General features: G+C 69.7%; 15 protein-coding genes. 7 read left to right on the top strand and 8 right to left on the bottom strand.

Annotated elements, in window-relative coordinates:
- Positions 1–5: 5 nt before the first annotated feature.
- Positions 6–1,373, bottom strand: a complete 1,368-nt coding sequence (locus ABZ717_RS12670; RefSeq protein ID WP_358508797.1) for a serine/threonine-protein kinase — start codon at positions 1,371–1,373, stop codon at positions 6–8.
- A 299-nt stretch (positions 1,374–1,672) separates the two neighbouring features.
- Here ABZ717_RS12670 and ABZ717_RS12665 point away from each other — a divergent pair, with 299 nt between their 5' ends.
- From ABZ717_RS12665 to ABZ717_RS12655, 3 genes are all read left to right on the top strand, one after another.
- Positions 1,673–2,284, top strand: a complete 612-nt coding sequence (locus tag ABZ717_RS12665; RefSeq protein ID WP_358508795.1) for a sigma-70 family RNA polymerase sigma factor — start codon at positions 1,673–1,675, stop codon at positions 2,282–2,284.
- A 93-nt stretch (positions 2,285–2,377) separates the two neighbouring features.
- The gene (locus ABZ717_RS12660; RefSeq protein WP_067606920.1) at positions 2,378–3,139 is read left to right on the top strand and encodes an isoprenyl transferase; all 762 of its coding nucleotides are present in this window, start codon (positions 2,378–2,380) and stop codon (positions 3,137–3,139) included.
- Between the two features lie 267 nt (positions 3,140–3,406).
- Positions 3,407–4,759, top strand: coding sequence for a PhoH family protein (locus ABZ717_RS12655; protein WP_358508793.1), 1,353 nt, complete (start codon positions 3,407–3,409; stop codon positions 4,757–4,759).
- Between the two features lie 57 nt (positions 4,760–4,816).
- Here the strand turns inward: ABZ717_RS12655 and ABZ717_RS12650 are convergent, their stop codons facing one another.
- Entirely contained in the window at positions 4,817–8,797 is a 3,981-nt protein-coding gene (locus ABZ717_RS12650) for a hypothetical protein (protein WP_358508791.1), read from the bottom strand.
- A gap of 389 nt (positions 8,798–9,186) precedes the next feature.
- Here ABZ717_RS12650 and ABZ717_RS12645 point away from each other — a divergent pair, with 389 nt between their 5' ends.
- Together ABZ717_RS12645 and ABZ717_RS12640 are read left to right on the top strand one after the other, a co-directional pair.
- The gene (locus ABZ717_RS12645) at positions 9,187–9,897 is read left to right on the top strand and encodes a lytic transglycosylase domain-containing protein (RefSeq protein ID WP_358508882.1); all 711 of its coding nucleotides are present in this window, start codon (positions 9,187–9,189) and stop codon (positions 9,895–9,897) included.
- 58 nt (positions 9,898–9,955) lie between these two features.
- Positions 9,956–10,615, top strand: coding sequence for a lytic transglycosylase domain-containing protein (locus ABZ717_RS12640; protein ID WP_358508789.1), 660 nt, complete (start codon positions 9,956–9,958; stop codon positions 10,613–10,615).
- Positions 10,616–10,704: 89 nt separating this feature from the next.
- Here ABZ717_RS12640 and ABZ717_RS12635 read toward each other — a convergent pair whose 3' ends face one another.
- The 5 genes from ABZ717_RS12635 to ABZ717_RS12615 all read right to left on the bottom strand — a co-directional run bounded on the left by ABZ717_RS12635 (position 10,705) and on the right by ABZ717_RS12615 (position 16,225).
- Positions 10,705–12,468, bottom strand: coding sequence for a serine/threonine-protein kinase (locus ABZ717_RS12635; protein WP_358508787.1), 1,764 nt, complete (start codon positions 12,466–12,468; stop codon positions 10,705–10,707).
- A gap of 147 nt (positions 12,469–12,615) precedes the next feature.
- A complete protein-coding gene (locus ABZ717_RS12630; protein WP_358508785.1) occupies positions 12,616–14,004 on the bottom strand; it encodes a class II fumarate hydratase in 1,389 nt (462 codons plus the stop codon).
- A 137-nt stretch (positions 14,005–14,141) separates the two neighbouring features.
- A complete protein-coding gene (locus tag ABZ717_RS12625; protein ID WP_358508783.1) occupies positions 14,142–14,573 on the bottom strand; it encodes an RNHCP domain-containing protein in 432 nt (143 codons plus the stop codon).
- 2 nt (positions 14,574–14,575) lie between these two features.
- Entirely contained in the window at positions 14,576–14,920 is a 345-nt protein-coding gene (locus ABZ717_RS12620) for an RNHCP domain-containing protein (protein WP_358508781.1), read from the bottom strand.
- Between the two features lie 318 nt (positions 14,921–15,238).
- Entirely contained in the window at positions 15,239–16,225 is a 987-nt protein-coding gene (locus ABZ717_RS12615) for a lytic polysaccharide monooxygenase (protein WP_358508779.1), read from the bottom strand.
- Between the two features lie 403 nt (positions 16,226–16,628).
- Between ABZ717_RS12615 and ABZ717_RS12610 the strand changes: the two genes are divergently transcribed.
- Complete coding sequence (locus ABZ717_RS12610; protein ID WP_358508777.1) at positions 16,629–17,561, top strand: ABC transporter ATP-binding protein; 933 nt, start codon at positions 16,629–16,631, stop codon at positions 17,559–17,561.
- Complete coding sequence (locus ABZ717_RS12605; protein ID WP_358508775.1) at positions 17,558–18,382, top strand: ABC transporter permease; 825 nt, start codon at positions 17,558–17,560, stop codon at positions 18,380–18,382. The genes ABZ717_RS12610 and ABZ717_RS12605 overlap by 4 nt, the downstream gene beginning before the upstream one ends.
- A gap of 66 nt (positions 18,383–18,448) precedes the next feature.
- Here ABZ717_RS12605 and ABZ717_RS12600 read toward each other — a convergent pair whose 3' ends face one another.
- The gene (locus ABZ717_RS12600) at positions 18,449–20,128 is read right to left on the bottom strand and encodes a hypothetical protein (RefSeq protein ID WP_358508773.1); all 1,680 of its coding nucleotides are present in this window, start codon (positions 20,126–20,128) and stop codon (positions 18,449–18,451) included.
- Positions 20,129–20,270: the final 142 nt, after the last annotated feature.

Here is a 20,270-nt window from a genome sequence, read left to right as displayed (position 1 = left end):
CGCCGCTAGCGGAGCCGGACGTTGTCGATGATGGTGTCCACGACGTCCGGCCGGTAGTCGGGCTGGCGGATCTCCATGTACACCGTGCGCGGGGTGTCGGGCGGGTGCACCGCGATCGAGGTGAACGTACCGTTGTCGTTGCACTCTGGCCATTCCCAGAGCATGCCCTCCCACCGGTCGGTGCGCACGGAGCGCTCCTCGGGCTGCCCCGCGCACGGGTCGGTCTCGGCCACCCGGCGCAGGTCGGGGGAGCCGGGCAGCACCGTGGCGTACACCCCGTAGGACTCCTCGTCGGTGGCGTTCCAGTGTTCGGCGTCGGTCGCGGCGAGCAGCCCGGGACCGGCACCGGCCTCGGCCACGGCCGGTCGCGCCTCCTGGTCGGGGTGGAACTCCCGGGCCCACACCGAGGGCACGTCCACGCGCACGTCCTGGGCCGCGTGCCGGACGGTGGTCAACGACATCCCCGGGGATCCGAGTGAGGCGGTCATGACGAAGGCGAACACCCCGCAGACGAGGGCGAGGGCGCCGCTCCGCCGCCAGGGCATGCGGGACAGGGACCACCAAGGGGCCGCCTTGGGCAGGTCGGGCGACATACGGATCGCCCTGACCCGATCGGTGAAGGTCTTGGCGTCGCTCGGCCGGTCCTCGCGGTCCACCGATAGCGCGGCCAGGATCAGTTCGTCCAGTGCGGGAGGCAGGCCTGGCCGGATCCGGCCAGGCGCGGCCCGTACCGGCGGGCGCGGCGGCGACTGGCCGGTCATGAGTTCGTAGGCGACCGCGCCCAGCGAGTACACGTCGGAGCGCACGTCCAGGTCGCCGCCGGGCATGCTCTGCTCGGGCGACATGTAGCCGGGGGTTCCCGCGGCGGCGGTGAACCCGGAGGCCTCGTCGATGGACTTGGCGAAGCCCAGGTCGGCGACGAGCACCCGCTGACCGACGGGGGAGGACTGGAGCAGCACGTTGGACGGCTTGATGTCGCGGTGGATGGTGCCGTGGTTGTGCAGCACGGTGATGCCCTGGCCGATCTCGGTCAGCAACCTCAGGGCCTCGTCCAAGGGGAGTTGACCTCGACGGACGAGGTCGGCGACACTGCCTTGGTCGGCGTAGGTCATCACCATGTAGGGGCGGCCGTCCGGCAGTACGTCGACGTCGTGCACCGCCACCAGCCAGGTGGAGTCGGTCTGACGCAGGATGCGCGCCTCTTCCAGGAACCGGTACTGGATGTCCATCTGATGCGCCCAGTTCTCGGCCAACACCTTGATGGCCACCGGGTAGTTCAGAAGGTCGTCCTGGGCCAGCCAGACGGTGGCGAACGAACCGGACCCCAAGCGCCGTATGACGCGGTAACGTCCAAAGGCCTCCGGTTGGCTCATTTCCGCCTCGGTCTGTAGGGGGTGAATACGCGTTCGTTGCCCACTAATACACCATCTGCGCCTTGGCGATGGCTTCCGCGGATATGATCCCGTTCCCGGGTAGCGCCGACGCCATCGGTGCGTGGAGACTGGAGGAGCCCCTTCGGGTTCTCCGCCTTCGTGGGACAACGCCGCGTGGGATTAACGGGATCGGCGCGTGAAGTCGAGTGAGGTAACGGAGCCGAACGGGGTTCGTGGACGTCCAATAGACGTGTGAACTCACGAACGGACGTCTGTCGTCAGCCAGGAAGAGACGAACCATGGGTAGTAGTGACCGACCGGACAACGAGGAGCGCCCCACCCCCCGCCGCCGGGTGGCGAGCAACGTCGACGAGGAACTCGAGGATCTCGCGCGCCGGGCCAAGGAGGGTGACGCCGTGGCCCTGGACGACCTGCTCCGTCGTATCCAGCCCGAGGTACTGCGCCGCTGCGCCCGGTTCCTGCCCTACCGCCAGGACGCCGAGGAGGCCTGCCAGGACGCGCTCCTGCGGGTGGCCCGCAAGATCGACAGCTTCAAGGGCGACTCCCTCTTCACCACTTGGCTCTACACCGTGGTGTCCAACTCCGCACGTCAGACCTACCGGTCCATGAAGCGTCGCTCCGCCGAGTTCCCCACCGAGGCCGAGCGCATGCCGCATCAGAGCGACCCCCGGACCACCAGTGTGATCGCCGGTTCCCGGATCGACCTGCTGGAGGCCCTGGACCAGCTGGAGAAGGACCGCCCCAACCTGGTGGCGCCCCTTGTCCTGCGCGACCTGTGCCAAATGGACTACAACGAGATCGCCTCCGAACTGAATCTGGCCTTGGGTACGGTCAAGTCCCGCATCCACCAAGGGCGCAAACACGTGCGCAAGTCGCTCGCCGTGACGTGAGCGCCCCGGGCGAACTACTCTGGACCCATCCCCGTCGGCATATCCGTCGCCGGAGTGCGCCGTCCTTTGATCCAGCTCTGAGAGGTTTCGCCAATGGGGCTCCGTGACCCCCTGTACTGGCTGTACGAGCGGCGGCTGGAACGCCGTCTGACCAGCCAGGAGATCCCCCGGCACGTCGGTGTCGCCATGGACGGAAACCGGCGTTGGGCCAAGAGCAGCGGTCTTCCGGGCGCCGAGCAGGGCCACCAGGCCGGGGCGAACAAGATCTTCGAGGTGCTCGGCTGGTGCAACGAGATCGGTGTGCAGGTCGTCACCCTGTGGATGCTGTCCACGGACAACCTCACCCGGGACGAGGCCGAGCTCGGTCCGCTCGTGCGCATCATCGAGCAGACCATCGCCCGGCTGCGCGAGGAGGGGTGGAACACCCGCCCCGTCGGGGCTCTCGACGTCCTGCCTGATTCGACCGCTCGTGCCCTGAAGGAGGCGGAGGAGGCCACATCCGGAAACCCGGGTCTGGTTGTCAACGTCGCCGTCGGGTATGGGGGTAGGCGTGAGATTGCCGATGCGGTTCGGTCCCTCCTCCACGAGGAGGCGGCCAAGGGCACCGATATCCAGGAGCTGGCAGAGCGCCTGGACATCGAGGACATCGCACGGCACATCTACACGCGTGGACAACCCGACCCCGACCTGCTCATCCGCACCTCGGGTGAACAGCGTCTGTCGGGTTTCATGCTGTGGCAGAGCGTTCACTCGGAGTTCTACTTCTGCGAGGTCTTCTGGCCTGCCTTCCGCAGAGTGGACTTCCTGCGTGCCCTGCGCTCCTACGGCGCGCGCAATCGGCGCTTCGGCTCCTGACCCCCGTCGGCCCTCCCACCAACCTCTCGTAACGAGGAGTTCATGGGGAGGTCGGCTCGGGCCCTGGAAAACGGGCTCTGGGGCGCGTAGCGTCGATGACAGCGGATGGCGTTCGCCCATCCGTTCGGGAGGCCCCGGCTCATTGATCTTCTCCGCCCTGGCGGGATGTCGACGAGGAGGGCCGGACCCGGCCCTCGTGGGCCTGGTCCCGGTCCTCCATGATCCCGTGACAGTAGGGCGCCCTCGCGGTGCCCAAGGGGAGAACGAGTGGCTAGTTCCTCGACCGATCGCCGTGACACCCAGTCCCCGACCGCCCCTCAGGCGGTAGAGGGTACGCGCGTCTACGTGCTCGACACCAGTGTCCTGCTCGCCGATCCGGTGGCCATGAGCCGGTTCGCCGAGCACGAGGTCGTCATCCCCGTGGTGGTGATCACCGAGTTGGAGAGCAAGCGTCACCACCCGGAGCTCGGGTACTTCGCACGCGGCGCGCTGCGCCGCCTGGACGACCTGCGGGTCGCCCACGGCCGTTTGGACGTCGCCGTCCCGGTGAACGAATACGGCGGCACACTCCGGGTGGAGCTCAACCACAGCGATCCGACGATCCTGCCGGCGGGCTTCCGGCTCGGCGACAACGACACCCGGATCCTGACGGTGGCGCGCAACCTCCAGGAGGAGCATGAGGAAGAGGACGCCGTCGTCCTGGTGAGCAAGGATCTGCCGATGCGGATCAAGGCCTCCTCCATCGGTCTGCAGGCCGACGAGTACCGGGCAGAGCTCGCCATCGAGCACGGCTGGACCGGGATGTCGGAGCTGGACGTGCCCGCCGCCAACATCCAGGAGCTGTTCTCCCAGGGGGACAGCGAGATCGAGGAGGCCAGGGAACTGCCCTGCCACACCGGTCTGGTGCTCGTCTCCGAACAGGGCCGGGCGCTCGGCCGGGTCCAGGCGGACAAGTCGGTGAAGGTGGTGCGCGGCGACAAGGACGTGTTCGGTCTGAAGGGCCGAAGCGCCGAGCAGCGGATCGCCCTCGACCTGCTCACCGACCCCGACGTCGGCATCGTCTCGCTCGGTGGTCGTGCCGGTACCGGCAAGTCCGCGCTCGCGCTGTGCGCCGGTCTGGAGGCCGTCCTGGAACGCGGCCAGCACCGCAAGGTGATGGTGTTCCGCCCGCTGTACGCGGTGGGCGGCCAGGACCTGGGCTACCTGCCCGGCACCGAGAACGACAAGATGACGCCCTGGGGCCAGGCGGTGCATGACACGCTGTCCGCGGTGACCAGCGAGGACGTCATCGAGGAGATCGTGGACCGCGGGATGTTGGAGGTCCTGCCGCTCACCCACATCCGGGGTCGGTCCCTGCACGACGCGTTCGTGATCGTGGACGAGGCGCAGTCCCTCGAACGCGGGGTCCTGCTGACGGTGTTGTCCCGACTCGGGGAGAACTCCCGGGTGGTGCTCACCCACGACATCGCCCAGCGCGACAACCTGCGGGTGGGCCGCCACGACGGGGTGGTCGCCGTCATCGAGAAGCTCAAGGGCCACCCGTTGTTCGCCCACGTCACCCTGAACCGGTCGGAGCGTTCCCCGATCGCCGCCCTGGTCACCGAGATGCTGGAGAGCTGACCCGACGAACCATGTGGCCCCCGCCGAATCGGCGGGGGCCACACCTGTGGGCGGTGGTCAGCGCAGGGCACCTACGTACCGACCGATCCGGCGCAATCGGTTCAGGTTCGCCTCGTAGCGCGCGCCGATCAGGAGCAGCAGCAGGCCGACCACCGCGAACGGCACCCAGTTGGGCAGCAGCAGGGTCAGGTCCCACAGCGGCGGACCGAAGGCCCGAAGGGACACCACCAGCAGTGCCCCTCCGCCGAGCAACAGCTGTGCCTGGAGACGGGACCTCAAGCCCCACACGGCCATGGCCACACCCACCACGAGTACTGCGGGGACCCGCCACCCCAGGTCCTGGCCGTCGATCGCGAGCCAGACCGTGGGACCGAGGAGCAACAACAGTCCACCGCCGTAGGAGAGCAGGCTGGAGGGCTTCACCTCGGCCCGGCGCTCCCACTCCCAGCCGACCACCAGGAAGGCGAGTGCGGGCGGCACCGTATAGGCCTCGGGAACGGTGACGTCCCAGGCCGCCAGCGCCGTCCACATCGCACAGAACATCAACAATCCGCCGACCGGTGCCACCCACCGGCGGCCGGGGCGCACCGCGCAGGCCAGACCGATCACCCCGACCACCGCCAGGGCGAGCGCGACCAGTTCCAGTCGGGATCCCGCGCCCATGGTGATGGCCAGGGCGATCACCGCCCACACGGCGGCCGGGACCTCGGTGGCCTCCGACAGGGGCGAACGCAGGCGCGGGGCCGCGGCCGCCACGGCGGCGACCACCAACAGGGGACCGAAGGCGGCGTACTCGGCCCAGAGCCCCAAGGACATGAGCAGCGCCAGGGCGAACGCTCCGGTGCCGAAGGTCGCCGCGGCGGTCGAGGCCACGATGATCGATCTGACACGGGCCAGGGAGGACGCCACGGACGCCGCGACCGCCCAGGCCAGCAACACCCCTACGGCGGAGTAGCGCTCCGACAGCGCCCAACTGAAGGCCAGGGCGAAGGCGAACAGTCCGGTGGACCACACGACCCACGCGGTCCCCGCCCGGTTCGGTAGGGCGGAACCGGCCGTCAGGGCCGCTCCCACCAGCACGGTGCACACCAGGGCGACCAGGAAGGGCAGACCGAGCGCGAACGGCAGCGGCACCAGTGTCACCGGCGCGAGCAGCGCAGCCGCGGGCACGAGCAGGCGTTGGTGGAACAGCCGTACCGCGCCCACCGCCAGGGCACCGAAGACCAACGTCCCCAGCGCCACGGAGGGGCCGGCGAGGGTGGTGGCCTCGGGCAAGCCGATGAACTCGTGCGCGGGTTCCAGCAGCGCCCCGGTCGGAAGCCCGCGCGGGGCGAAGAACGACAGGGCCGGCGATCCGGCCGGGCCCACCACCAGAGGTTGGGCGATGAGCAGGAGTAGCCCGAAGATCCCGAACGGGCCGAACTCCGTGGTGCGCTTCTCGACCGCGCCGAACACCCGGGAGGCGACCCCGTCGAGCAGCAGCGCGGTCGCGCCGAGCAACAGCCCCGTGGCGCCCAACAGCCACCAGGGACCATGGCCCTCGCCCGGGAGGGCATCGTAGGCGGTGGCCGCCAGGGAGGCGCCGCCGATCACCAGTGTCACGGTCCACACGACCACGGTCAGCCGGTAGACCGTCGCGGCGTCGCCCTCGGCGGACGGGCGCCGCGCCGACAGCGCCGAGACCAGGGTGATCGCGGCGAGCAGGACGAGCGCGGACAGCATCGTGTGCCGCTCCACCGACGACCACGCCAGACCCGTCAACATGGTCGCCAGGCCGCTCGCCCCGAGCAGCCGGACGGACAGGGACCCGTGCGTCCGACCCGCGCACAACAACAGCGCGGCGCCGACCAACAGGGTCCACACCACCGCCACCGCGAACGGGGCGTCCGCCAACACCGGCAGCGGAACCAGCGTGGGCGGGGCGATCAGCGCCACACCCGCGGCGGCCCAACGCCGTTCGATGAACACGACCAGCGCCAAGGCCGACACACCCACCGCCACGACGGCCAAGGCCGCCGCGAACCCGGTGAACGGATCGGCCGGTGCGGACGACCCCAGCACGGCGGAGGCGGGTTCGCGCACCACCCCGGGCGACGCCGACCAGGCCGCGTGTTCGGACGAGAACAACCTCAGGGCCGGGTTCTGGGACGGCAGCGCCGATAACGGAGCGGCCGGCAGGACGAGCAGGCCCACCACGGCGAACATTCCGCGTAGATCGGCGCGTTCGTCCGTCTGGCCCGGTGCGGTCGGGGCCGGCAGCGAGGAGGGCGTGGCCACTCGACTCAGCAGCAGCGCCGTCGCCCCCGTCAGGACCACCGTGGCGGTCAACAGCCACCATTGGGCCTGTTCGGTTCCGGGAGCGCCCCGGTTGACCAGCACGAAGACCGAACCGGTCAGGAGGACCAACGCCCACGGCAGAATCGCGCCCATGTACAGTCCGGCGACCCGACCGCCCGGTTCCGGTCGTGGGCCCGGCTCGGCGAACCGACGGGCCCCGGCGGCGGCGATCAGGGCGGTGACCACGAGCAGCAGCAGCGCGGCCAAGGTCGTGTACCGCTCCGGCAGCGCCCACACCAGGCCGGTGAACAGGGTGGCGGATCCGACCAGTACCGGTGTCGTGCTCAGTCCGCGCGGCGCCACTCCGGCGCTCAGGACCAGCGCGGCACCGATCAGCAGCGCCCACACCACGGTGATCGTCCAGGACATCCCGAGGAGGGCGGGCACGACCAGGAGCGTGGCCGGGGCCAGGAGTACCGCGATGACGAACGACGAACGGCGGCGCAGCAGCCACACCGCGCCCAGCGCCAGGAGCGCCGCCACCACGATCCCGGTCAGGTAGAGGGCCGCGTGGTGGGGCGGAGCCGGAGCCGGGGCGGCCATCTGCGCCGGGGACACGCTCCACGGCGAGACGGTCACCCGGGGGAGCGCCGGAAGGGTCGAGGGCCCCGCGGCCAGGGGAAGCAGGGCCAGGGCCGCCAGACCGCCCACGGAGTACGGCGAGGGCGCGTCGGCGTTCTGGCCGGGGCCTCGCGCCATGAGCAGCCCGGTCGTCCCACCGAGGAACAACGTGGTGGCCAGGGCCCACCGGTGCGACGGGTCGACGTCGTCGATGAACAGGAAGGTGCCCGTCAGCACCGCGAACATGGCGGAGAACACCCACAGTAGGACCGCGGCCGCGCGCAGGGTCCGGACCGGAACCCCCGGGCGCGGAGTACCGAGGACGTGCACGGCGATGGCGTCGGCGAGCGCGGTGGCGCCCACCGCGGTGAACCACCAGGCGGGGTGCGCGTCCGGCTGGGCGGCCACCAGCAGGACCGGTACGGGTTGGGCGAGCAGCGCCATGAGGACCCGGGGCGAGCGCAGCGGAACCAGGACCGGGTAGAGCGCCAGGAGCGCGGCGATCACCGCCAGGGCGGCCGCCGTGTACCCGGGGCCGTTGGTGAGCCCGTCGGACAGGAACCACAGGGCGAGCGCGTCCACGCACATCAGGAGCGCGGCCACCACCCCGAAGGCCTCGGCGGTGGAGCGCAGACCGCGGCGGTAGAGCGGCACGGCCACCACGGTGAAGGTCAGGGTGGTCAGGCCCAGAACGGTGGCGCGGGCGCCGGTGCCCAGGTCGCTCCAGGTCCACACGGCGAAGACGAGCGCCGCGATCCCGATGAGGAGGGCGCCCAGGCCGAGGATGACGTTCTGCGCCGAGCGTCGGCTCACCTCACGGGTGGGCGCGCCGGGCCGGGGAGCCGCGGCCACGGGGGCCGGAGCCGGTGCGGCGGGCACCGAGGGGGTGGCGACCGGTGCGGCCGCGCGGGTCTCCTCGCGCAGCCGGGCCAGCGCCTTGGGCCGCTCCTCCAACAGCGTGTGCCTGCGCAGGTCCAGTGAGACCAGTTCGGTGTCGATCCACCACAGACGTTGCGCTGTGGGCCCGACCAGCCCGAGCCCGCACCGCGGGCAGGCGCGGGCCGAGGAGATGAGCTCGGCCCGGCAGTCGGGACAGTGGTGCGGCGCCCCTGGCGGTCGGGGGATTCCTTGGGCGTTCATACCCCCATGCTGTGCTTTCGCGGATCCGGACGCATCGGTACGAGTACTCAGAACCGCACTGGGAGACGAGTGACACAAACCTGCCCGTACTTGACCACCTATTGACTCTTCGTGTCAAAGCGCAGGTCAGAGCCCTGAAAAACAGGCACATTCCGTGATGTGAGTCACGACACAGTAAAACCGGCGTTACTTTACCGTGACGATGATGCAGGCTGAATGCGCTGCACCGAGCAACCCCCTCCCGTGTGGGAGCCCCCGCCCGTGGTCGGTCGAACGGCGATTCCGTCCCCTCCACGCAGGTCACCAGGGCCGAGCGGTCCTGCAGCGGCATCCCACACCACGCGAAGGCTCCGAACGGGGCACGCGTGCGTCAACGTGAAAGGGCGACCTTGCTACTCCACCGCATCTCTCTGCGCCAGATGAGCGCGGTCGGCGCCGCGGCGCTGGTCGCGGGCGGTATGTTCACCGTCTCCGCCTTCGCGGGCACCGGAACTCCCGACCCGGATCAGGCCACTTCGGCGGCCACCCTCCCCGAAGCCGAGGAGACCCCCGCCGAGACCGAAGCGGCGGACGACTTCTTCGCCAGCCCTTCCCCCGAGGACGAGCGGGACCTTGAGGACCGGCGCGAGGAGGCCCGTGAGCTGGCCGGCGCGGCCGTCGACGACTCGTCGCGTTCCGGCTCGGGCTCCGGCAGTGAAATCCAAGAACCGGAACCCGAACCGGAACCCGAGAGCACCTCCGAGGACTCTTCCGGCTCCGCGAGCTCCTCCGGTTCCTCCGGAGGGTCGGTCCCCACCGGCTCGGCCAAGGAGATCGCCCTGCAGATGGTCCTCGATGAGGGCTGGGGTGCCGAGGAGTTCAACGGCTGCCTGGAACCGCTCTGGGAGAAGGAGAGCAACTGGAACCACACCGCCCAGAACGCCAGTTCTGGTGCGTACGGGATTCCGCAGTCGCTCCCCGGCAGCAAGATGGCCACCCATGGCGACGACTGGCAGACCAACCCGGCGACTCAGATCGCCTGGGGCATCGACTACATCAAGGGCCGCTACGGCACTCCGTGCGGGGCCTGGGCCCACTCACAGGCGAACAACTGGTATTAATAGGTTTTTCCCTGCCCTAAACCCCCTTTTGGGAAAGGCAATCGTGCTACTCAACCGAATGTCGCTGCGTAGTACCGCGGCGGTCGGTGCGGCGACCCTGGTCGCCGGCGCGACGTTCGCCGTCTCCGCGTTCGCGGACGACGGCCTGGACCCGGACCTGGCGGCGAGCGCCGCGGTCCCCGGGACCGAAGAACCCGCGACCGACACAGAATCCGAAGGCGACAGCGGCTCCGAGGAGAACGAGGACTTCTTCTCCTCCTCCGAGCAGATGTCCGAGGACGAACTCCAGAACCGGCGTGAGCAGGCCCAGGAACGGCGCGAGAGCGCCCGGGGCAACAGCGTCGTCAGCACCTCGGCCACCGGCTCCGCCATCCAGGAGGAAGAGGAAGAAGAAGAGGTCCCGGCGGAGTTCGAGGGGGACCCCAAGGGCATCGCCCTGCAGATGGTCCTCGATGAGGGCTGGGGTGCCGAGGAGTTCAACGGCTGCCTGGAACCGCTCTGGGAGAAGGAGAGCAACTGGAACCACACCGCCCAGAACGCCAGTTCTGGTGCGTACGGGATTCCGCAGTCGCTCCCCGGCAGCAAGATGGCCACCCATGGCGACGACTGGCAGACCAACCCGGCGACTCAGATCGCCTGGGGCATCGACTACATCAAGGGCCGCTACGGCACGCCCTGTGAGGCTTGGGCCCACTCCCAGTCCGTCGGCTGGTACTGACCCGGCGGCGCTCCCTCCGAGCCCTCAGAGAACACTTCGGCCCCGTCCGGAAGGCGAACACCTTCCGGACGGGGCCGTCGCCGTCGGGGTCACTTCAACGGAGTGAAGGTCTCGATCACGTCCTCGTGCACCTCGTCGAAGTCATCGGCCTGCGCCCGCGGCACGTTCACCGTGACCAGGTAGAACACCCGCTCCTCCCCCTCGTTCATGATCACCGAGTAGGCCCAGAAGCGACGCTCGGAGTCGTCCCAGGTGTCGTTCACCAGGTCCGCCTCGACCATCGCCACGTCCATGCCGGCGAGGCCGCCCTCGAAGTCGTCGCCCTCGAAGTCCTCGGACTCCAAGACCTCGTAGTCACGGGTGACGTCCCCGTCGATGTCGGTGCCGCCCTGGGATAGGGCAAGGTACTCCGCGCTCGTCCCGGTGAACTCGGTCTCCTCCCAGCCCTCCACGTCGATCTGGTGTTCCAGGCCGGGCGCGACGAAGGAGGCGTAGGAGTTCTCCAGATCCTCCGAGCCGATCTCCCAGCCGCCGGGGTAGGAGATGGTGAACCACTCCGAGGCGTAGCGCAACAGGTCGTCCTCGTCGTACTCGGGAGGGGTCCCGTCCGCGGCGGCCGGTGCGTCGTTCTGCCCGGCGCCCTCCCCACCGCCCTGATCGTTCTGGTCCCCCTGCTCCCCTTGGCCGCCTTGGTCGCCGGTGGACTCCTGACCGCTCTCGGAGTCCGCGGCGGAGTCGGTCGGGGTTTCGTCGGATCGCAGTGCCACGACCAGCACGAACCCGGCCACCAGGAGCAGCGCCGCGGCGGCGGCGAACATGGCGATCATCGGGCCCTTGCGGGAACGGCGCCCGGGTTCGTGCGGAGGCGGGGGCGCGACCGGGGCGGCGTGGGCGGCGGCGTTCGGGTAGGCGCCGCTTCCATGGTGGCCACCGCCGTGGTGCGGGTCGGTGGAATAGTCGGCCACCGGCCCCTGGGGACCGCTCGGCACACCGGCCGCGGCGGCGACCGCGGTGGCGCCCGCCGAACCGGCCGAACCGGACCGGAGATCCGTCAACGACCCGAGCGCCTGGTCCACGGTGAACCTGCGCTCGGGGTCGCGCTCCAGCAGACCCGAGATCACCGGTTCCAGCCACCCCGCGCGCGTCATCGGCGGCATGGGGGCGGAGATCACTGCGGCGATCGCGGCCGTGATGGAGTCGCGGCGGAACGGGGAGGAGCCCTCCACCGCCGCGTACATGGTCACACCGATGCTCCACAGGTCGCCTCGGTGGTCGGCGGGCGCGCCCTCCAACCGCTCCGGCGGCATGTATTCGGGCGATCCGATCAGCGCGCCGGTCCGGGTGATGCTCGGCCCGCCCTCCACCGTGGCGATGCCGAAGTCGGTGAGGATGACCCGCCCGTCGGCGGACATCATGATGTTGCCCGGCTTGATGTCGCGGTGCAGCACGCCCGCCGCGTCCGCGGCCCGCACGGCCTCCAACAGCGAGACGGCGATCTCGGCCACCCGATCCGGGGACAGGGCGCCCTCCTCGGCGAGCGTCTCCTGTAGCGAACCGCCCTCGACGAGTTCCATCACCACCCACGGGTCGTGCTCGTGCTCGAAGACGTCGTGGATGGTGATCACGGTGGGGTGGTTGACCCGGGCCGCCGACCGCGCCTCGCGGCGCACCCGCGCGTGCGCGTCGTCGCGTTCGGCGTCGGTGAAGTGTCCGGGCAACAGCACCTGTTTGATGGCCACGACACGATCGAGGGCGGTGTCGTACGCCTCCCAGACGATGCCCATGCCGCCCCGGCCGAGTTCACGGCGCAGGACGTAGCGGTCGGCGATGCGTTGTTCGCTGTTACTCGACATCTGTCGCTCTCTCGAAGAGGGCCGGGGAAGCCGGGGACGGGGGTGTTCTGCCTCGATCGTCCGACGTCGTCGGGGGCGGAGGGGTTCCTGGCGTGCGAGGGGCACCCCGCCGAAGCGAGGTGCCCGGACGTGGGTCCCGGCGGCGACCTACTGGGAGTTGGTCATCTTCAGGACGTCGAGGGCGGCGTCGAGCTGCTCCTCGGTGAGCTTGCCGTCCTTGACGTACCCGCGCTCCAGGACCACCTCGCGGATGGTCTTCTTCTCGGCCAGCGACTGCTTGGCGACCTTGGAGGCCTCCTCGTAGCCGATGTAGCGGTTGAGGGGGGTGACGATCGAGGGGGAGGACTCGGCGTAGACCCGGCACTGCTCCTCGTTGGCCTCGATACCGGCCACACAGCGGTCGGCGAAGACCGTGGAGACGTTGGCCAGCAGACGGATCGACTCAAGCACGTTGCGGGCGATCATCGGCAGCTGCACGTTGAGCTCGAAGTTGCCGGAGGCGCCGCCGAAGGCCACCGCGGCGTCGTTGCCCACCACCTGCGAGGAGACCTGGAGCATGGCCTCGCACAGTACCGGGTTGACCTTGCCCGGCATGATCGAGGAACCCGGCTGCAGGTCGGGCAGGAAGATCTCGGACAGACCGGTGGTCGGGCCCGAACCCATCCAGCGGATGTCGTTGGCGATCTTGCAGTAGCCGATCGCGATGGTCCGCAGCTGGCCGGAGAGCTCGACCAGAGCGTCACGGGCGCCCTGCGCCTCGAAGTGGTCCCGGGCCTCGGTCAGCGGCAGACCGGTGTTCTCGGCGATCTCCGCGATGACCCGGGCCGCGAAGCCCTCCGGGGTGTTGATGCCGGTGCCGACGGCGGTGCCGCCCAGCGGGAGCTCGGCCACGCGCGGCAGGACGGCCTCGATGCGCTCGACACCGTAGCGGACCTGCGCGGCGAACCCGGCGAACTCCTGGCCCAGGGTGACCGGGGTGGCGTCCATCAGGTGGGTGCGACCGCTCTTGACCACGGAGGCGAACTCGTTCGACTTGCGGGTGAGTTCGCCCTCCAGGTGGCGCAGGGCCGGGATCAGCTCGTTCCGCACGGCCGAGGTGGCGGCGATGTGGATGGAGGAGGGGAAGACGTCGTTGGACGACTGGGAGGCGTTGACGTGGTCGTTCGGGTGAACGTCCAGGCCGGTGCGCTCCTTGGCGACCGTGGCCACGACCTCGTTGGTGTTCATGTTGCTGGAGGTGCCCGAACCGGTCTGGAAGACGTCGATCGGGAACTCGTCGTTCCACTTGCCGTCGGCCACCTCCAGGGCGGCGTCGCGAATGGCCTTGCCGAGGTCGTCGGAGATCACGCCGAGTTCGGCGTTGACCTTGGCGGCGGCGGCCTTGATCTGGCCGAGAGCGGCGATGTGGGCGTTCTCCAGCCCCTGTCCCGAGATCGGGAAGTTCTCGACGGCACGCTGGGTCTGTGCCCGCCACTTGGCGGCAGCCGGGACCTTGACCTCACCCATCGAGTCGTGCTCGATACGGAACTCACTCATGACAACCCATCTCTCCTGGGAAAACCTGTGAAGTCAAGCCTGCCAGACCCGTGAGAACACGACGCACCTCACCCGGGGTTCACGGTGTTGCACGTGTCATGTTGACATCGGTGCAGGTCATGGGTGCGCCGTGTCGATCACAGGTGGGCCAGGGCCCGGCGGGCCGCCTCCGACGCCGCCAGCGGCCGCACCGCCAACCGGACCAGGGCCCGGGCGTTGTCGTCACCCGCGATCCGGTTGGCGCTCAACCCGCCACAGGACGCGCACCGGTGGATGAGCATCCACTCACCGTCCGGACGGGCGAAGACCCCGGCCGCGCTCATCCGGCCCCGGCAGTCGGCGGCGCGGTCACCGGGGACCCGGCCGTCGACGTGCAGGCTGGTCAGACAGTGCGGACAGTGGTTGCGATGGGCGGAGCCGACCGCGTGGGCGGGCACGTCGAGCCGGCACCCGGCACAGCGGAAGGACTCCGCCTCCGGGCCGGCGCGACGCCCTTGTTCACCCCGCGCGCGCAGCACGGTCTTGCGGCGTTGCGGTCGCCGGGGTTCGCGGTGGTTGCGCCGGCCCATGCTCACACCCGCCCGAGGAGTTCGAGCGGGAACGGCGGTTCGGCCAGTGGCCGCACGGCGATCCGCATGAGCGGGAGTGGGCCGTCGTCGCCGGAGACGAGGCCCTCGGACAGTTCGGCGCAGTCCACGCAGCGGTGGACCAGACGCCATCGGCCGTCGGCGGGGACCACGACGGACAGGGGTGTCATGCGTCCGGCGCAGTCGGAGACGCCGCCGTCGTGCTGGTCGTGGACGTGCCGGGAGGTCAGGCAACCGGAGCAGTGGTCGCGTTCGTCGCCCTCGGGGGTCAGGGCGGACATGGTCAGACCACAGTGGACACAGATGAAGTCGGGTTCGGTGTTGGACACCCGGGAACTCCTTGCTGAGAGGACGTGCTTGGGATCAGCAAGAGTGCCGAGCGGGTCTCGACGTGGGGCGGGTTCCGGCTCAGCCGGCCGAGGGGACTCGGGGCAGGCTCAGGCCCGCGCGGCTGTGAGGCGCGCTCGGCGCGTTCCGGGGCATACCCACCTGTCCTAACGTCCGGGGAGTCTGGCCCCGGATCGAGTCCGTGTTCCGATCCGACGCCTCGACGTTAGCCATGTCCCTCCGTCTCCCGCAACGGATTTTCCCCGTCGGGCCCGCGGCCGTGACGACGTCGCGGCCACGGGCCCGCCCGGCCCCGATCGTCAGACGACGCCTCGGCGCTTGCGGGCCAGGTGCAGGGCGCCCGCGCCGGCGGCCATCAGGGCGATGGCGGTGACGAACAGGCCGGTGATGGCGGTGCCGGTCTCGGCCAGTTCGCCGCCGCCGGAGGCGTGCGTGCCGTGGTCGGTGGTGGCCGCCTCGTCGGACTCCTCCACCTTCTCCTCGGCGGGCTCCTCGACGGCCTCGGGCTCTTCGCCCTGGACCTCCTCTTCGGCCGGCGTCTCGGCGGCGTGGTCGGCGTGGGCGTGGTCCAGCGCCTCCTGGGCGGCCGGGTCCACGGTGAACGCCTCGGTCTCCTCTGCGGCGGTGGTCACCGCGTCGCCCTCACCACCGAAGGTGACGTCGGAGCAGCTGTAGAACGCCTCGGGGCTGTCGGTGCGCTGCCAGATCGTGTAGATGAGGTGCTGCCCGCTCTTCTGCGGCAGTCGGGCCGTCATGGTGTAGCCGCCGTCCTCGGCGGCCGGCTGGTCGTCCACGGCGAACGGCTCGGACTCCAGCTCGTCCCAGGTCAGGGGAGTGCCCGGGTCCCAGTCATCGGTGGTGACGTAGTACTCGATGTAGCCGGCGTGGGGGACGGCCGCCGTGTAGTCGAAGGTGTACTCGGATCCGGAGGGCAGCTCGGTGACGGCGGTGCTCGCCCAGTCACCAGGGTTGTCCAGCGCGGAGTACTTGTCCCGTCCGGCGCTGCACAGTTCACCGTCGGGGATGATCTCGCGGTGCCGTCCGTCGGCGTTGGCGAGGTTGACCTCGTGCCAGTCATAGAGCGGTTGGGTGCCGTTCTCCTCCACGAGGCGGACGCACATCTGGGACCGAGGGTTCTCGGGCCCCTCGGCGTAGCAGGCGGCGATCCGGCTGATCGGGTCGCCCAGGGTTCCGTGGGCCTGGGCCGGCGCGGTCACCAGACCGGTGACGGCGATGGGGGCGGCCACCAGGACGGCGGCGGAACGGGCGAGTCGTCCGAACCTCATCGGGGGTTCTCCTCAAGTCGTGGACAGGCGGGGGGCCGTGCGGGTCGCGAACCCGCACGGTCGTCCGGGCTGGAGGGACCACCTTTCGGACAGCCCGTGAGCGTGGGGACCACGGGGGTTCCAGCCCGTCCGAAAGGTGTGGGTGGCGACTATACAGACATGATTCCGAAAAGGAAGGTTTTGCCGATAAAAGTGCTCTGGCCTGGGGGTTTGACGGGTACATCGGTGATCAGTAATGTTTGTTTTCGGTTGACCGTGGGATGCCGTCCCAAGCCGTGGCAGAGTGTCCCTAAAGGGCGATGGTGCCCTTCTTTCGTAATGGTCGAATCCCGTTGAGAACAGGCGCGTAATCCACTCGGAAAACCAGTGGAGATCCGGGTCGAGATTTTCCTACCGTGTTCCCATGACCACACCAGACCCCGGACGCCACGTACCGGCGATCCGGCTGAGCGGAGTCGTCAAACGCTTCGGCGCCCTCACCGCCGTCGACGGCCTCGACCTCGAAGTCCCCCGAGGGATCGTGCTCGGGCTGCTCGGCCCCAACGGGGCGGGCAAGTCCACCACCATGAAGATGCTCACCGCACAGGCGATCGCCGACGAGGGCACGATCAGGATCCTCGACCACGAGATCCCCGCCGAGTCCAAGTGGGCCCGCGCCCGCATGGGCGTCGTCCCCCAACACGACAACCTCGACGAGGAACTCACCGTCGAGCAGAACCTGCGCATGTTCTCGTTCCTGTACCGGGTCCCGCGCCGACAACGTCGCGAGGCCATCGAACGCACCCTGCGCCTGGCCCAACTGAGCGACCGCGCCGACACCCCCGTCGACGACCTGTCCGGGGGCATGCGCCGCCGACTGCTCATCGTCCGAGCCCTGCTGCACCGCCCCGAACTCGTCCTCATGGACGAACCCACCGTCGGCCTCGACCCACAGGTGCGTCAGGACCTGTGGGGCGTCATCTCCGCGCTGCGCGACGAGGGCGTCACCGTCCTGATGTCCACCCACTACATCGAAGAGGCCGAACGCCTCTCCGACGAGGTCGCCCTCATGGCCAAGGGACGTGTCGTCGAACGCGGCACCCCGGTCGACCTCGTCGCCAAGTACGCCGGCACCACCGTGGAGGAGTACACCCCCCAAGGATCGGGCGGTATCTCCGAACTGGAGACCCTGGTCCGGGCACAGGGCTTCGACACCCGACGTACCGGTACCAGCCTGTCCGTCCTGCGCGCCGAGGAACTCCCCGACTCCCTGCGGGACCGACTCGGCGAACCCGAACGGCGCGCCGCCAACCTGGAGGACGTCTTCGTGACCCTGACGGGGGAGGGGGTCGCATGAGCCCGACACGACAACAACGCGCGGACGCCAGGCCCGAGCATCACGCCCGTCCCGGCCGCTTCGAGACCGACGCGGTCCTGGGCGTGGTCGCCCGCGAGTGGATCCTCTACGGTCGGTCCTGGCGGGCCACCACCTTCGCCGCGATCGTCGAACCCACGCTGTACCTGCTGTGCTTCGGCTTCGGCATGGGCGCCCTGATCGGCACTCTCGCGGGGTTCAGTTACATCGACTTCCTCGGCACCGGCATCGTCGCCGTGTCGGTGATGTTCCAGTCGATGATGCCCGCGGTCATCAACACCTTCATCAAACGCCGCTTCCTGCACACCTACGAGGGCATCCTCGCCGCACCGGTCGACGTGCGCGAGTTGGTCACCGGGGAAGCGTTGTGGCTGGCCCTGCGCTCCGGCGTCTACGGCTGCGTGCCGCTGCTCGTCGCCATCGGCTTCGGCCTGCGTCCTGGCCCCGGCATGCTGCTGGTGCCCTTCGTCGCCTTCCTCGCCGGGTTCGCCTTCGCGCTCTTCGGTATCTGGATCTCCGCGGTGATCACCTCGGTGCGTTCCATGGACTACGTGTTCAGCGGCCTGTTCACCCCGTTGTTCCTGGTGGCCGGGACGTTCTTCCCGATCACCGAGCTGCCCGCCTGGGTGCAGGCCGCGGCCATGGCCAACCCGCTCTTCCACGCGGTCGAACTCATCCGTGGTGCCGTATTCGGAGGGCTGGGGCCCGGGATGGCCCTGCTGCACGTGGCCGTCCTGGCCGGGTTCGCGTATCTGATGTGGAACCTGGCCGCGTTCCAGATGCGCCGCCGGGTCGTGGACTGAAACGCCGACGGCGCGGCGAGGAACCCTCCTCGCCGCGCCGTCCCGCGATTCATCCGTCGATATGGGTCAGGACCCGGTGGGCGCCCAACGCAACTCGACCACGGCACGCTCGCCGCCCTCGGACACGCTCAGTCCCATGCCGAGCGCGCCCCACTGCTCGGGAGACTGGACGTCGTCGGTGGTGACGGCCTGACGCATGTCCACGTAGGCGGCCATCACGGCGTCGTCCATCTCGGCCATGGTCTGCTGGAAGACCTCGTCGTCGGCGAGCACACCGCTGCCGGGGTTTCCGGTGCTGACGACCACGGCGTCGCCGTCCTCGCTCACCGTCGGGGCCGGACCGGAGGCGTAGGGGTTCGCCACGACCTCGTCGACGAACGAGTTCAGCGCGGCGGCGTCACCGCCCACGGCACGGAACACGACGGTCGGGTCGGTGGTGGAGCCGTAACCGCCCATCCCGCTCGTGTCGAAGTCGGACAGACCGACGGCGGTGGAGCCGCCGAGCAGGGAGGTGAACCCTTCCGGCAACGGGGCGCCGATGGAGTTCATGTCCGCCTCCATGTCCTGGCGGTCCTGCTCGTCGAGCAGCGGCAGTTCGTCGTTCTCCCAGGCGGTGCTCAACATCTGGTCCAAGCCGCTGCCGCCCAGCGCCACGGTCGAGTTCGCCGGCAGCGCGCCGACGGCGTCCAGACTCGCCCCGGACCCCTCCGCCAACCAACTCACGTCGGTGCCCTCGACCTCGAAGCCGAACACGTCCATCCGCGCCTCCAGGTAGTCGCCGGTGACCCGGAAGGAGGCGGTCATCCGGCCCTGGAGGGATCCGGTGGTGCCGAACTCGGTGGCCAGATCCTGTTCGATGGTGCTGATCTGGCCCAGGGCGCTCAGGTCGGCCCAGGCCAGGGCGATGCTGCCGCTGGGCACCCCGTCCAGGTCACCGCTGTAGGTGTCGTTGCCCTCCAGGTCGCCGTTGGCCGACATCTGGTCGTTGTAGTCTTCGATCCCGCCGGTCAGGTCGGTGAACACCACGAAGTCGTCGACCATCGTGTACTCGACGTCGTGGGACTCGGACAGCTCGGAGAACTGCTCCTCGGCGGCTCCGGCGTCGTTCACCGCCAGGGCGATCCCGTAGGCCGCACCATCGTAGGTCTCGAACTCCGGGTTGTCGGTGGTCCAGGCGGCGGCGCCCACCTTCTGCCCGATCCACTCCTCGACCTCGGAGGGGTCCAGGTCGTAGGAATCGGCGAAGGCCTCGGCGAAGGGGGCCGAGGTGTCGTCCTCCTCCACGTCGCCCATCTCCTCGCGGACCTCGGCGGGGAGCTTTTCGACGAAGCTCAGCAGGTCCATGGCCTGGGAACCGTCGATGTCGAGGTCGGCCTTGGCGAAGGCGACGGAATTGCCCGGCAGCACGGACTCGGGCTGGGGGCCACCGAAGTTCACCAGCGACACGGTCGCCCACACGGTGCCGGCCATGACGACGACGGCGGTCACGGCGGCCGCGGGTATCAGCCACTTACGGCGACCACCACCGCCACCGGGCGGAACCGGGGCGCCCTGGTACTGGCCGCCGTAGGGAGGCTGACCCGGACCCTGCGGGCCACCGGGGAAGGGTGGTCCGGCCTGGCCGGGCCCCTGCGGGGGCGGCCCCTGCGGGAAACCCTGCTGGGGGCCCTGGGACGGAGGGAAAACCTGCCCCGGTTGCTGCGGCGGCTGCCACTGCGGCTGCTGCGAGGGATCAGGGTAGGACATCGGACCTCCGACGAGGATGGTGCTTGAGAAGGGATCACCGGCTGCGGGGCCAGTGTGCGTTGAGACGCGGCCGGAGACCGGAAGGTTCCGAGAACAACCCCGGGAACAGCACCGACGCCGCCGAGGCGGCGCCGGTGACGGG

This window comes from Nocardiopsis sp. NPDC006832 (assembly GCF_040635885.1).
GTDB lineage: Bacteria > Actinomycetota > Actinomycetes > Streptosporangiales > Streptosporangiaceae > Nocardiopsis.
Note: the sequence above shows the minus strand (reverse complement) of the source record. Positions and strands in the feature narration are given on the sequence as shown.